Here is a 12685-nt window from a genome sequence, read left to right as displayed (position 1 = left end):
GGACATCCGCGGCTGGCTCGCCGACTGGAACGAACACCCCAGGCCGTTCATCTGGACGAAGACCGCCGACGAGATCCTCGACAAAGTAGCCGCCTACTGCCGACGAATCTCTGACTCAGGTCACTAGGCCTCCATCGGTAGCAGGGAGCGCCACTCTCCAGAGCAGGGAGGGACCCGTCCGTACGTTCAAACAGAATGCGGCTGCTGCTGGGCAGGTTGGAACAGTTCGATGAGGTTGCCGGCGGGGTCGGCGAGGAGGATCTGTCGCCCACCGGGACCGGTGATCAGGTCGCTGCAGAAGGAGAGGCCCGCGGTGGAGAGCCGACCGATCTCGGCGTCGAGGTCGTCGACGATGAGGTGGATGCGGTTGCGGCCGGCGGCGGTGGCGTCGGCGGGGGTGGCGCGGGCACCGGAACTGGTCGGCCCGGACAGCAGTAGGCGCAGCGGGCCGCGGGACACGTCGGCGAAGGCGGGGCCGGCGTTGGTGTTCACGGTGAAGCCGAGGTGGGTGGTGTAGAAGTCGACGGCGGCCTGGACGTCGTCGACCAGGTAGCGGACGCTGGCGTGTTGGTCTGGTGCGGTCACAGTCATGCCTCCGGGTGTGCGGTGGTGGCGGGCAGGGTGTCGAGATGGCGGATGCGGGTGGTTTTCTCCGGGCGGCGTCGGCGAAGGCAATCAGCCTGGACGTGTCGCCGAGTGGATGTCAGGTGTTTCGCGGGGTTACCAGGCCGGATTCGTAGGCGAGGACGACGAGTTGGGCGCGGTCGCGGGCGTGGAGCTTGGTCATGGCTCGGCTGACGTGGGTTTTCACGGTCATGGGACTGATCGCCATGCGGTCGGCGATCTGGTCGTTGGACAGGCCCTGCGCGACCAGGGCGACGGCCTCGCGTTCGCGGCTTGTCAGCTCTTTCAGTCCCTTGTCGGTGCCGGTGTTGAGCGGCTGGGTGACGTATCTGTCGATGAGCTTGCGGGTGATCGAGGGGGCGAGCAGGGCGTCGCCGCGCGCCGCGACGCGGACGGCGTGGAGGAGATCTTCCGGCAGTATGTCCTTGACGAGGAATCCGGCTGCGCCGGCGCGCAGCGCGTCAAAGACGTACTCGTCGAGGCCGTAGTTGGTCAGGATAACGACGTGCACCTGGTCCAGGGCCGGATCGGTGGCGATGTGTCGGGTGACCTCGATGCCGTCCATGACCGGCATCTGGATGTCGATGAGCGCGATGTCGGGCAGGCGCTGCTTGGCCAAAGCCAGGCCCGCCTTGCCGTCGGCGGCCTCGGCCACCACCTCGATGTCGTCCTCAAGGTCGAGGAGCGCGCGGAATCCGCTACGGATGAGCGGCTGGTCGTCGACCAGCAGGACACGGATCATGACGTCTGGTCCAGGGGGAGTTCGGCCTGGACGGTGAAGCCGCCCTCGCCGCGCGGCTCGGCGCACAGCCGCCCGCCGAGGGAGGTGACGCGTTCGCGCATGCCGAGCAGCCCGACGCCGCGCACCGGGGTGCGGCCCGGCGTCGCCTTGCCATCGTCGTCGATGCGTATCGCGAGGGCGTCTGGACGGCAGTCGATCCGGACCGATGCCGCACTTGCGTCCGCATGACGGGCGATGTTGGTGAGCGCCTCCTGAACGATCCGGTAGGCAGTCCGCTCCGCTGCGGCGGGTATGTCGCCTCGCAGTCCCTCGATCGTCAGCGTCGTTTCCAGGCCGAACATACGGGCTTGTGCCACGAGCTCCTCGACGTGGTCGAGCCCGCGCGGCGGGGTCATGGCGTCGTCGCGCAGCACCTGAAGCGTCGCGCGCAACTCCCGGCTCGCCTCCCGGCCGGCCCCCTGGATCGCCAGCAGCGCCTCCGGCACCTGCTCGCCCCGTTTGCGGGCCACATGGACGGCGACTTCGGACTGCACCTTGATGATCGAGATCTGATGGGTGAGCGAATCGTGCAGCTCGCGTGCGATACGGAGCCGCTCGTCGTCGGCGCGGCGCCGCGCGGTCTCCTCACGGGTTCGCTCGGCCTCATCGGCCCGCCGCTCGGCCTGCCGCAGCGCCTCACCTGCGGCGCCGGCGGCGACCAGCCAGGCGATCTCCAGGGCGCCTCGGGCCTGCGTGAACGCCTCGCCCACATCGTGCAGGCCCGAGGCCAGGGCGGCGAGGGGCAGCAGGGCCAGCATGGTCACGCTCATCGTGATCGTGATGGTGCGGTGTCCCGCCCGTACAGCCGCATACACCGCGAACAGATACGCGACGGCAGGCACATCGAAATCGGCCGCCTGATACCCCACTGCGCACAGCCCGGTGATGGCGAGCACGGGAACCGGAGCGCGGCGGCGCGCGACCAGCACCAGGCCGCCGGCCGTCAGCAAGGCGTAGCCGAGCAGGTCGAAGCCGGTGGTGGAGTGCTGTCCGGACACCCCGGTGCCCAGCAGCGTCGCCGCCACGCCGAGGGCGATCGCCCAGTCTCCGGCCCTGGCCCGGACGCCGGTGAGTCCAGTCCTCATATATGCACGCTAGCCGGGCGCCCCTGGGAGCGAGTCCCGCTCACGGATGAGCAGCCGACTACCGCACACGCGGTAGTTCCCCAGTTTCTGCCGCGTCGGTGGTATCCGGGTGCGCCATCGGCGGCAGCGCAAAGTGCGTCCGGCTGTGGGACGACCGGCGGTGGGTGCGGCGGACATGCTCGGGCCACATCCAGTCGCAGGAGGAGACATGTCAGTCGGATCTGTGCTTGCCGCGCCTGTGGCGCACGCTTCGGTCCAGTCGGTCGCGGCCGATGCCTACGAGCTGACCGGTGGGCGGCTCGTAGGCACCGCGGCCGCACTGGTGGCGCTGGTCGGCGTGGTCGTCGGCGGGCTGGCGCCGGCCCGCTCCGCCGGTCGCATCGGCAACCGCGGCGGGAAACGGGGCGCCGTCGTGTCCCTGGTGATGGGCCTGGCCGGCATGGTCATCGGCGCACTGAACCTGGCAGTCGCCGACGGTGGTCCCGGCACCGGCAATGGAGTGGTCGGTGGCGCCTTGGCCCTGGTGCTGGGGCTGATCGCCACGGTCCTCGGCCGTCTGGCGCTGGCTCACTCCCGCCGCACCGGTGGGGCGACCGACCAGCCCGATCACGAGCGCGCGTTCCAGTGAGGGGAGGAGCCCGCGACCAGCAGCCCGGTGGCAGTGGGCCCGGCGCTCGTGTGCGGCTGCCGGTCCCACTGCCCCGTGACCAGATCAGGCGAGGGAGCACCCGGTGGAGACCCTATGGGTTCCCGTGCCCAGGGCCCCGGGTCACAGGTTGTCGATGGACCACCAGACCTTGTCGACGTTGCTGTCCGGTTCGAGGACGACGACCTCGCCCAGGCTGTTGCCGTAGTAGGGAGTCATGACCTTGCGTGCGGACTTGCTGTAGATCTTGTACGTGCCGTCGTGGAAACGCTCGGTCAGCTCCCACTGGAATTCCAGGCCGGTGCCGCAGGTTCCTTCGGTCACCCGCGGCTTGTTGTATCAAGGAGCACCAGGCTTGAGGCAAGTACCGGTTTTCAGATTGCGGATGATGTAGGTGAAGCCGGCGATGCGCTCGAATTGCCATTGGTCGGCGCCGGCTGTCTGACCGCGGTCCCAGACGTACTGGAAGACGATTCGCACACGTGCCGACAGCGGGGAGTTCTCCACTACAGAGGCAATGGCAGAGGCGCCCCGGCGGTAAGCCGGGGCGCCTCTGCCATTGGGGGGACTCTTTGTCAGATCCTGCCGCTCAGGGGAGGATCGAGTCGGTGTATCCGCCGTCGACGCGCAGTGCGCCACCCGTGGTGGCCGACGCGAACTCGGAGCTGAGGTAGACGGTCATATTGGCGATCTCCTCCGGCTCGATGAGCCGCTGGAGCAGCGACTGCGGCCGGTACTCCCGCATAAACCGGCGCTGTGCCTCCTCCCAGGGCAGGTCACGGTCGATCAATTCGTAGACGAAATCCTCCACGCCGCCGGTGTGCGTGGGACCGGCGATGACGGAGTTGACCGTGACGCCGCTGCCCGCCGCCTGCTTGGCGAATCCGCGGCTCACCGAGAGCAGTGCCGTCTTGGACATTCCGTAATGGATCATCTCCGCTGGTACGACGATCGCCGAGTCGCTGGCGATGTACTGAATACGCCCCCAGCCGCGCTCGGTCATCCCAGGGAGGAACAGCCGGGTCAGCCGCACCGCGGACAGCACGTTCACCTCGAAGTAGTGGCGCCACTCCGCGTCGCTGATCTCCAAAGGGTCCTTCGAGCCGAAGATGCCGAGGTTATTGATGAGGATGTCCGCCTCGGGCAGCACCTCCGCAGCGTGCTGCGCACCCTCTTCGGTGGTCACATCGGCTACAACGGGCACGGTCTGCGCCCCGGGCACCTCCTCGGCGAGCCGCTGAATGCTCGCCTCCACCCTCTCCTTCGAACGACCATTGATGCCCACCCTGGCACCAGAGCGGGCCAGACCGGCTGCGATGGCGGCGCCGATTCCCTGGGTGGAACCGGTGACCAGCGCTGTGCGGCCCTTGAGATCGATCTGCATGCGTTCCGATCCTTTCGCATTCTGCGTCTGCGTTCCGCGTTCTCTTGTTTGTACTGCTTCAGAGGTCCGGTATGGGAATAACTAGGTGTCTATAAAGGTACTTTCTAAGACGTGCCTTTCGATTCGGGCCGCGGCGAACGGGAATGCCGGATACCCGCCTCATAGGTTTCCTTGAGGTGCTGGAGCGTGTCGTCGAAGTGGCGTGCCGCATAGCTGGCGTAGAGGATGTCGATCAGCAAAAGTTGGCCCCATTTGGAGGTGACGGACTCTCCGTACAGCCCCTCACCCGACAGGTTGGAGGTGTACAGAGGCACACTGCTCAGCCGGGCCACGGGGCTGTCCTCGGCCGAGGTGATGCCGATGGAACCTGCGCCGGTCTGCCGGGCCAGCCGCATTGCCTCCACGATCGCGTTGGATTTGCCGGAGTCGCTGATGCCGATCAAAACGTCCTGTGACGTCAGAATCGTCGCCAGCATGACCTGCACACTCTGGTCGCGATAGAGCAGGCACTTCTTGCCTGCCCGCGTGAAGCGCATGACTCCTTCCTCCGCGGCGATACTGGAGGAGCCCATGCAGCAGAACACCACTGTTGCCGCGTCATGCAGCAGGTCGACGGCACGGCTGAGGGCCTCGGGGCTGACCCGCTCCGCGGTCTGGGTCAGCGCGTGGCGGCTGCCGCGCTCGATTTTGCCGATGATGGCAGAGGGCTCGTCGCCACGGAGAATGCCCTCGTAGACGAATTCCTCACCGGCCTCGGCGCCGGAGGACCGGGTTGCGAATACCGCCTCGGCGAGGCTCACCCGCAGTGAGTGATAGCTGTCCATACCCAATTCGCGTACAAACCGGGAAACCGTGGACTCGGCAACGCCACAGGCCGCGGCCAGCTGCGAAATGGTCATCCCCTGAGCCTGCTGGGGACGGGCCTGCAAATACTCGCCGATATGGCGCAATGCGTTGGGCAGGTAAGGCAGCTTGCTGGTGATGAGGCGCAGAACATTGCCGGCTTCATCTGCTGGGACAGCCATGACTCGCTCCGTGGTCTCAGGAAGGCGTGGTAAGAACCCGTAGCAGATTCTCCACGGCCGCGCGGGTTGCCCGTTCGACGCTCTCCATCGTGTACCCCCCGACATGGGGCGTCGTGATCACCCGGGGATGGTGCAGCAGTTCGTTCGGCTCGGGCGGCTCCCGGTGGTGGACGTCGGTGGCGTATCCGCTCAGCCTGGCTTCGCCGAGCGCTTCGAGGATCGCGTCCTCGTCGACGAGGCTCGACCGTGCGGTGTTCACGAGGTAGCAGCCGGCCCGCATGGCGGCGACGGCTTCCTTGTCGATCAGCGGGCGTTCGCCGGGAGGGCAGTGGAGCGTCACCGCGTCCGATTGGGCGAGCAGCTCAGGCATCGTGGTGTACGAGAAGTCCCCCGCCGGGGCGAACTGAGGGTCGGGCAGCGCGTCGAAGGCCCGCACGGACATGCCGAGGCCGAGGCCGATCTGGACGACCCGGCGGCCGATCTGCCCACATCCCACGACGCCGAGGGTGCGCCCGGCGACCTCCCGGCCTTCGATTCGCTCCCACCGGTCCGCCTTGAGCGTCGCGTCCTGCACCGGGATGTGGCGCAGCCCGGCGAGCAGCAGAGCGATTGCGAGTTCGGCGACGCCCTGCGCATTGGCCCCGGCCGTCGTCTCCACGGCCACTCCCCGCTCGGCCGTTGCGGCCAGGTCGATGGAGTCGACACCGACGCCGTTGCGGCTGATGACCTTGAGGCCGGGGGCCCCGGCCAGCACCTCGCGGCTGATCGGCTCGGTACCCGCGAGGTAGCCGACGCAGGAGGGCAGAAAGCTCAGCTGCTCCTCGTGGGTCGGCTGGCGTCCCGGGGCCGGGAAGAGCAGGTCGTAGCCCGCCTCTTCCAGCGCCGCCAGCGCCGGGTGGCCCCGCTCGGACAGCGAGCGGGGCGTCACGGCGATCCGCGGGGTCACTGTGCCCACTTGGGGTTGTCCACGACGTCCGGGGCGCCGTCGCGGTCCACCACGATCTTGCGGAAGCCCTTGGACTCGATGGTGCCGTAGTCGTGCCCGGCGTGGCCGGGGAAGGCGAAGAAGGTGATCAGCGGCTCGTCGGGCGAGGTGTTGATGGAGCGGTGTGCGTACCGGCCGGGCACGTAGACGGCCTTACCGGGGGTGAGTTCTTCCCACTGCACATCGCCCTCGGGGTTCTCCATCATCATCAGGCCCCGGCCGCGCAGGCAGTAGTAGATCTCCGCGGTGTCGAGTACGGAGTGGAAGTGCCCCTTCGTCATGAAGTACTCGTCGCCGACCTTGCCCGGGTAGACGATGCTGGTGCCGTAGGCCACCTCGCCCGAGCTCTCGGGGACGCCCATGTTGAAGAACTCATAGACCAGAACGTCCTCCACACCGCCTTCGATGAGGCGCTGTGTGGCTTCCTGGTCGGCGTACATCCCCGCCATATCCGTTATCCGGCGCCGGAGAGGCTCCTTGGTCTGGGAGAGACCGGTGGTGAGGCTGAAGTCGGTGACGACGGCGGGGCGCGGTGCGGTGGTGCTCATGTGTTCTCCTGGGTGACGTCGCGGGCGATACTGGACAGCCGTTCGAAGTCGGGTCCGCGGGTGGGGATGTCGATGTGGAAGACCTCGGCGATGACCCGGGTCCAGCCGTGGATGAAGTACAGCCAGCCGTCGGCCACGCCCAGGTCCCGGTCGGCCTGCTGGGCCCTTGCCTGGTCAAGGAAGAGCAGGTCGCCGCGGTAGTTGAAGTCCCAGGCGATGCCATGCTCGGGGAAGAGGCCGTCGTCGGTCAGCGGGGATCCGGGCCGGTCCTTGCCGAGTCCGGTGGCGTTGACCACGACGGAACCGGGGGCGAGCGCGCGCAGCTGAGCGTCGTTGTCCGCCGGTTCGGGGGTCAGGTGGTACTCGATCGGGAGGGCGAAGCCGAGCCGCACGTGGACGGCCCGCATCTCCCGTAGCCGGGGCTCGCGGCGGTTGGTCACCACGATGCGGGAGGGGACGTCACCTCCGGCCGCCGCCCGGTTGTGCAGATAGAGGGTCAGGGCGAGGGAGGATCCGCCGGCGCCGAGCAGCAGCAGGTCGGCCCCGGTGCGGGACCAGTAGCCGTCGGGCACGACGTCCTCAAGGGACAGACCGCTGGTGACGGGGTCCATGGCGTGGCCCCACAGTTGCTCACCTCGCTTGGAGATGCTGCTGACCTCGTCCAGCAGTTCCGTTTCGTGGCCGACGCCGTCGAACAGGTCGCGGGCGGCCTTGTAGAGGTTGAGCTTGTGGGTGGTGACCAGCGCGCCGAGCGAGTGCGGGTCCCGTTTGATGAAGTCGACGGCCCCTCGGTAGTGCTCGGGGGTGTCGTTCAGCGGGAGGTCGATGCCCTGGATGACCGCGTCGAGCTTCAGCTCGCGCACCCAGGCCGGGAACACCTTCATGATGGAGGATTTGCTGGTGGTGACGCCGATGAAGTACATCGTCGGTCGAGCGGCGGGTGTGTACTGCCGCGGCATATGAGTCTCCTTCGGGAGCCGTACGGGGGTGGCGGCGTGGCCGGCGGTCAGTGCTCCTCCCAGTCCCTGACGCGGCCTACTGCCTTCTGCCAGCCCGCGTAGAGGCGGTCCGCCTGTTCGCGGTCGACGGCGCGGTCGAAGCGGCGGTCGAGATTGAAAGTGTCGGCCAGCTCGGCCCGGTCTTTCCAGAAGCCGGTCGCCAGGCCGGCGAGGAACGCGGCGCCGCGGGCGGAGGACTCGATGATGGCCGACCGCAGCACGGGGACATCGAGCAGGTCGGCCTGGAACTGCATAAGGAAGTTGTTGGAGGTGGCACCGCCATCGACCTTAATCTCCCGGGTGGAGATGCCCGAGTCGGCCTCCATACAGGTGATGACATCGCGAATCTGATAGGCGATGGACTCCAGGGTGGCGCGGATGATGTGTTTGCGGTTGGCCCCGCGGGTGAGGCCGAGGATGGCGCCGCGGGCGTACTGGTCCCAGTACGGCGCTGCGAGCCCCACGAAGGCCGGTACGACATAGACCCCGTTGGCGTCGGGGACGCTCCGCGCCGCGTACTCGGTGTCCTCGGCGTCATAGACGATCTGCAGCTCGTCGCGCAGCCACTGGATCGAGGCCGCCGCCACGAAGATCAGGCCCTCCAGGGCGTACTCGACGGTGCCGTCGACACCCCAGGCGATGGTGGTGAGCATGCCGCTGTCGCTGAATACGGGGGCCTCGCCGGTGTTGAGTACCAGCGAGCCGCCGGTGCCGTACGTCGCCTTCACCGCGCCCGCCTCGAAGCACGCCTGGCCGAACAGTGCGCCTTGCTGGTCGCCCACAGCGGAGGCGACCGGAATGCGGGCGCCGAGCAGCACAGGCTCGTCAGTGTGTCCGTACACCTCGCTGGTGGCGCGGACTTCGGGGAGGATCGCACGCGGGATGTCGAGCTCGTCGAGCAGTCGCTGGTCCCAGTCCAGGCTGGTGATGTCGAACAGCATCGTCCGGGAGGCGTTGGTGTAGTCCGTGACGTGTGCGGCCCCGCCGGTGAGGTTCCAGATCAGCCAGGTGTCGACGGTGCCGAAGGCGAGCTCGCCGCGCTCGGCGCGCTCCCGCACACCGGGGACGTGGTCGAGGATCCACTTGAGCTTGGTGCCGGAGAAATAGGCGTCGATGATCAGCCCGGTGGTCCGCTTGACGTGCTCTTCCAGGCCACGGGCCTTGAGCTCCTCGCACACCGCCGCTGTGCGGCGGTCCTGCCACACGATGGCGTTGTGCACGGGCTCACCGGTGGCCCGGTCCCACACCACCACGGTCTCGCGCTGATTGGTGACGCCGATGGCGGCGATGTCCTCGGCGCCGCATTCGACCTGGGCCAGCGCCTGTTTGGCGACGGTGATCTGGGTGTTCCAGATGTCCAGCGGGTTGTGCTCGACCCATCCTGGCTGCGGGTAGATCTGCGGAAACTCCTGGCTGGCCTCGGCCGCGATCTCGCCGGCCCTGTCGAAGAGAATGGCCCGGATGCCGGTGGTGCCGGCATCGAAGGCCATGACATAGCGATGCGTCATGGTCATCCCCTGCTCTTGCCCGTGGTCTCGTCGCGAGGCCCTGTGGCGTGTGGATCGCCGTTGAAGGCCACCACTGCCTTCAGCCCGGCCCCGGATGCCGCGTAGGCGAACGCGTCGTGGATCTTCTCGACCGGAAACACCTCGCTGACCAGCGGTGACAGATCAACGCGGCGCTCACCGACCAGCCGCAGACAGCGGCCGTAGTCGCCGTTGGTCGAGCCGGTTGTACCGGTGAGGGTGAGGCCCTTGTAGTGCACGGCGTTGGAGTCGACAGGGATGGTCTGCCGCGCTCCCAGACCCGCGAAGTAGTTCAACCTGCCGTGGGTGGCCAGCAGTTCCGCGGCCTGCGCCTGCACCTGCGGATCGGACACCGCCGTGATGACCACGTCGGCGCCCCGGCCATCGGTGTGCTCCCGTACGACCTGGGCCAGATCCTGCTCCTCGACGCTGGCGCATACGTCGGCGCCGAGCCCGGCGGCCAGGTCCAGGCGGGGGCGGCTGCGGTTGGAGACGATGACTTTGCGGGCACCGGCGAGCTTGCCGAGCAGCACGTGGAATGCGCCGATGGGACCGGCCCCGGAGATGACCACGACGTCCTCGGAGCCCACCCGCAGCGCGCGCTGCCCGCTGTAGCAGCAGGAGAACGGCTCCACCAGCGCCGCCTCGGCGTATGAGACGCCGTCGGGAACCCCGAAGACGTTGCCGCGCTGGACGGCGAAGCCGGGCACCCGCAGCAGCTCCTGGAAGCCGCCGTCGATGCTGATCCCGAACGCCTCGTAGTCGGCGCACATGTTGTTGTAGCCGTGGCGGCACATATCGCAGCGGCCACAGCCGACGTTCGGGGTGACGCTGACCCGCATGCCCTCGCGGAATCCGGTCACCGCGGGGCCGATGGCCACAACGTCTCCCGCGACCTCATGGCCCAGGACCCGGCGCTGCCCGTCCGGGATCTTGAAGTGGCCGTGCTTGAGGATGCGCAGGTCGGTGCCGCAGATGGAGGCGGCCCGCACCCGCACCAGCAACTCGTCGGCGCCGACGTCGGGCTCGGCCACCTCCTCCACCGTCAGCGCGCCCGGCCGGTGCAGAACGGCGGCCTTCACAGGGCACCTCCGATGACGCCCGGCCTGACCAGCTCGGCCTGGGCCTCCTCGGCGACGGCGAAGACGACCTTGTTGTACCAGGTGCGCCGCTCGTGCATGTCCGCGAACATCCGCGGTGCCTCCTCCAGGCTCGGGGTGTGGCTGATCAGCGGCGCCACCTTGAGGTCACGGCCGAGGTGGTGGACCACCATGTCCCACTCGCTGCGCCCGGCCGGTGTGATCTTCGAGTTCCAGGTGCCGTAGAGCAGCAGCTCGCGGCGGAGAACGGAGGAGACCAGGGAACGGGACAGGGTCAGATCCCCGGACAGATCGCCCAGGAGCATGACCTGTCCGAACGTGGCGGCCGCCGTGATGGCCTCGACGAGGGTGGTGGGCAGGCCGCTTGCCTCCACCGCGCAGTCCACGCCCCGGCCGCCGGTCAGCTCGCGGACTTGGTCCACGGTGTCACCAGCTGAAGCGTCGATGACGGAGAAGCCGAGGTCTGCCATGACGGCTCGCTTACGCTCGTCGACGTCGGCCACATACACCTCGTCGACGCCCAGGATGCGCAGCCACTGCGCTGCCAGCGCTCCGATGGGTCCGCCACCGATCACCAGCGCGGTGGCGTGCGAAGGAAGCCGGAACTTCAGCATGGCGTGCAGCGCTACCGCGGCCGGCTCCACCATGGCGGCGTGGATCAGCGGCACGTCCCGCGCCACCGGCACCAGATTGGCGTCGGGAACGTGCAGGAACTCGGCCATCGCACCGTCGCGCCGCGACCCGTAGTAGTCGTATCCGGAGCTGACGGCGTACTCGCCGATCCGGGCCATCGCGTCGGTCTGGTCCGGCAGGAGCGGGAAGACCGCGGCGCGGTCTCCGGGGGCGAACCGGCTTCCTTCCGGCGCCTCCTCGACGACGGCGGAGAACTCGTGGCCCAGGACAAGCGGGTAGTGGTACGCCTTGCCGCGGCCGAATCTCAGCACGTCCGAGCCGCATACGCCCACACCGCCGACGCGGACGAGTACGGAGCTCTCGCCCACGGGCGCGGGGTCGGGGACGTCCTTGAGGGTGAGGACGCCTTCGGATTGCAGAACTGCTGCCTTCATCCCGTATCCCTCAGACTTCCATGCCGTAGCGGTGCGCCTTGTGGGTCGGGTAGAGCGCGATCTGGGGAATGGTGACATCGGGCGTGCGGGTGGCGACGTACAGGGAGACCTCGGCGACGTTGTCGACGTCGATGCAGCTCGCGTGGATGCCCTCGGCGAGTTCCTTGTCGTCCAGCCAGCCGTCGAGGTAGGCGGGGATGTCGCCGTCGTACAGGCCCTGGTCGATGATCTCGGTCATCGGGGTCTTGACGTGTGACGGGTTGATCACCGTCACGCCGATGTTCTTCTCCTTGCCCTCCAGCAGGATGTTCTTGCTGAAGCCCATCATTCCGTGCTTCGAGGCGCGGTAGGGGCTGTGTCCCGGCCCGGAGGCCAGCCGGGCTGAGGAGGATCCCATGTTCAGGATGCGCCCGCCGGTCTTCTGCTTCTCCATGACGCGGAAGGCTTCACGGCAGCAGAGGAAGACCGCGGTCAGGTTGGGGCCCACGGTCTTGTTCCACTCTTCGAGCGTCACCTCGGTCACCGGTGGCGAAAGGGAGTCGCGGCCCGCGCTGTTGACGAGGAGATCCACGCGGCCCCAGTCCTCGACGGTGGTCCGGAAGAACTGTTGGACCTGCTCCTCCTCGGTGACGTCGGCCTCGACGCCCACGCAGGTGCCGCCCTTGGACTGGATGGAGTCGACGACCTGCTGGAGCCGCTTGCCGTCGGTGTCGACGAGGAGGACCTTGGCCTGGTTCGCGGCGAAGATCCGTCCGACGGCCTCGCCGATGCCGGAGGCGCCACCGGTGATGATGGCGACCTTGCCCGCCAGCGCGTTTCCGGCTGCAGGTTCATAGGTGGTGGTCATGCTTCCCCTCGTGGGTGTTCTGTGATGTGCGTGGTCGGTTCGCGTGCCCTGGGCACGTGGGGTGGTGGT

At 68.0% G+C, this 12685-nt stretch carries 14 protein-coding genes and 1 pseudogene; 2 read left to right on the top strand and 13 right to left on the bottom strand.

From position 1 onward, the window contains the following. Nucleotides 1–127 (top strand): annotated as a pseudogene (locus tag ACTWP9_RS35685) (IS630 family transposase); the annotation flags it as partial. 59 nt (nt 128–186) lie between these two features. Here the strand turns inward: ACTWP9_RS35685 and ACTWP9_RS35680 are convergent. From ACTWP9_RS35680 to ACTWP9_RS35670, 3 genes are all read right to left on the bottom strand, one after another. Further along, on the bottom strand, nt 187–591 hold the full coding sequence (locus ACTWP9_RS35680; protein ID WP_443250481.1) for a VOC family protein: 405 nt from the start codon (nt 589–591) through the stop codon (nt 187–189). A gap of 112 nt (nt 592–703) precedes the next feature. Then, nucleotides 704–1366, bottom strand: a complete 663-nt coding sequence (locus ACTWP9_RS35675; protein WP_443250480.1) for a response regulator — start codon at nt 1364–1366, stop codon at nt 704–706. Next, nucleotides 1363–2490, bottom strand: a complete 1128-nt coding sequence (locus ACTWP9_RS35670) for a sensor histidine kinase (protein WP_443250479.1) — start codon at nt 2488–2490, stop codon at nt 1363–1365. Before ACTWP9_RS35670 ends, ACTWP9_RS35675 begins: the two co-directional genes overlap by 4 nt. Nucleotides 2491–2698: 208 nt before the next feature. Here ACTWP9_RS35670 and ACTWP9_RS35665 point away from each other — a divergent pair, with 208 nt between their 5' ends. Further along, a complete protein-coding gene (locus tag ACTWP9_RS35665) occupies nt 2699–3118 on the top strand; it encodes a DUF6223 family protein (RefSeq protein ID WP_443250478.1) in 420 nt (139 codons plus the stop codon). Nucleotides 3119–3259: 141 nt separating this feature from the next. Here ACTWP9_RS35665 and ACTWP9_RS35660 read toward each other — a convergent pair whose 3' ends face one another. The 10 genes from ACTWP9_RS35660 to ACTWP9_RS35615 all read right to left on the bottom strand — a co-directional run bounded on the left by ACTWP9_RS35660 (nt 3260) and on the right by ACTWP9_RS35615 (nt 12616). Next, nucleotides 3260–3460 (bottom strand): hypothetical protein, encoded by a 201-nt coding sequence (locus tag ACTWP9_RS35660; RefSeq protein WP_443250477.1) that lies wholly within the window; start codon nt 3458–3460, stop codon nt 3260–3262. 265 nt (nt 3461–3725) lie between these two features. Further along, nucleotides 3726–4520 (bottom strand): SDR family NAD(P)-dependent oxidoreductase, encoded by a 795-nt coding sequence (locus ACTWP9_RS35655; protein WP_443250476.1) that lies wholly within the window; start codon nt 4518–4520, stop codon nt 3726–3728. A gap of 104 nt (nt 4521–4624) precedes the next feature. Then, a complete protein-coding gene (locus ACTWP9_RS35650) occupies nt 4625–5545 on the bottom strand; it encodes a MurR/RpiR family transcriptional regulator (protein ID WP_443250475.1) in 921 nt (306 codons plus the stop codon). A 16-nt stretch (nt 5546–5561) separates the two neighbouring features. Then, a complete protein-coding gene (locus ACTWP9_RS35645) occupies nt 5562–6500 on the bottom strand; it encodes a phosphoglycerate dehydrogenase (RefSeq protein ID WP_443250474.1) in 939 nt (312 codons plus the stop codon). Next, on the bottom strand, nt 6488–7078 hold the full coding sequence (locus tag ACTWP9_RS35640; RefSeq protein ID WP_443250473.1) for a glucose-6-phosphate isomerase: 591 nt from the start codon (nt 7076–7078) through the stop codon (nt 6488–6490). Before ACTWP9_RS35640 ends, ACTWP9_RS35645 begins: the two co-directional genes overlap by 13 nt. After that, complete coding sequence (locus ACTWP9_RS35635) at nt 7075–8037, bottom strand: shikimate dehydrogenase family protein (RefSeq protein ID WP_443250472.1); 963 nt, start codon at nt 8035–8037, stop codon at nt 7075–7077. The genes ACTWP9_RS35640 and ACTWP9_RS35635 overlap by 4 nt, the downstream gene beginning before the upstream one ends. Nucleotides 8038–8084: 47 nt before the next feature. Then, nucleotides 8085–9590 carry a glycerol kinase GlpK gene (gene glpK, locus ACTWP9_RS35630; RefSeq protein WP_443250471.1) on the bottom strand — a complete coding sequence of 502 codons (1506 nt, stop codon included), beginning with the start codon at nt 9588–9590 and terminating at the stop codon, nt 8085–8087. Beyond that, on the bottom strand, nt 9587–10684 hold the full coding sequence (locus ACTWP9_RS35625) for an alcohol dehydrogenase catalytic domain-containing protein (RefSeq protein WP_443250470.1): 1098 nt from the start codon (nt 10682–10684) through the stop codon (nt 9587–9589). The genes glpK and ACTWP9_RS35625 overlap by 4 nt, the downstream gene beginning before the upstream one ends. Further along, on the bottom strand, nt 10681–11769 hold the full coding sequence (locus ACTWP9_RS35620) for a galactitol-1-phosphate 5-dehydrogenase (protein WP_443250469.1): 1089 nt from the start codon (nt 11767–11769) through the stop codon (nt 10681–10683). The genes ACTWP9_RS35625 and ACTWP9_RS35620 overlap by 4 nt, the downstream gene beginning before the upstream one ends. Before the next feature lie 10 nt (nt 11770–11779). After that, complete coding sequence (locus ACTWP9_RS35615; protein WP_443250468.1) at nt 11780–12616, bottom strand: SDR family oxidoreductase; 837 nt, start codon at nt 12614–12616, stop codon at nt 11780–11782. Between the last annotated feature and the right edge of the window lie 69 nt (nt 12617–12685).

Origin of the sequence: Streptomyces sp. 3N207 (assembly GCF_052246355.1) — a bacterium.
Taxonomy (GTDB): Bacteria; Actinomycetota; Actinomycetes; order Streptomycetales; family Streptomycetaceae; genus Streptomyces.
The sequence above is the reverse complement of the archived record's forward strand: the minus strand, read 5'-3'. Positions and strand labels throughout refer to the sequence as shown.

Bases quoted from the DNA above. Each gene is read 5' to 3' on its own strand.
- ACTWP9_RS35680 (WP_443250481.1), bottom strand. From the start codon at position 591: ATGACTGTGACCGCACCAGACCAACACGCCAGCGTCCGCTACCTGGTC.
- ACTWP9_RS35675 (WP_443250480.1), bottom strand. From the start codon at position 1,366: ATGATCCGTGTCCTGCTGGTCGACGACCAGCCGCTCATCCGTAGCGGA.
- ACTWP9_RS35670 (WP_443250479.1), bottom strand. From the start codon at position 2,490: ATGAGGACTGGACTCACCGGCGTCCGGGCCAGGGCCGGAGACTGGGCG.
- ACTWP9_RS35665 (WP_443250478.1), top strand. From the start codon at position 2,699: ATGTCAGTCGGATCTGTGCTTGCCGCGCCTGTGGCGCACGCTTCGGTC.
- ACTWP9_RS35655 (WP_443250476.1), bottom strand. From the start codon at position 4,520: ATGCAGATCGATCTCAAGGGCCGCACAGCGCTGGTCACCGGTTCCACC.
- ACTWP9_RS35650 (WP_443250475.1), bottom strand. From the start codon at position 5,545: ATGGCTGTCCCAGCAGATGAAGCCGGCAATGTTCTGCGCCTCATCACC.
- ACTWP9_RS35640 (WP_443250473.1), bottom strand. From the start codon at position 7,078: ATGAGCACCACCGCACCGCGCCCCGCCGTCGTCACCGACTTCAGCCTC.
- ACTWP9_RS35635 (WP_443250472.1), bottom strand. From the start codon at position 8,037: ATGCCGCGGCAGTACACACCCGCCGCTCGACCGACGATGTACTTCATC.
- glpK (WP_443250471.1), bottom strand. From the start codon at position 9,590: ATGACCATGACGCATCGCTATGTCATGGCCTTCGATGCCGGCACCACC.
- ACTWP9_RS35620 (WP_443250469.1), bottom strand. From the start codon at position 11,769: ATGAAGGCAGCAGTTCTGCAATCCGAAGGCGTCCTCACCCTCAAGGAC.
- ACTWP9_RS35615 (WP_443250468.1), bottom strand. From the start codon at position 12,616: ATGACCACCACCTATGAACCTGCAGCCGGAAACGCGCTGGCGGGCAAG.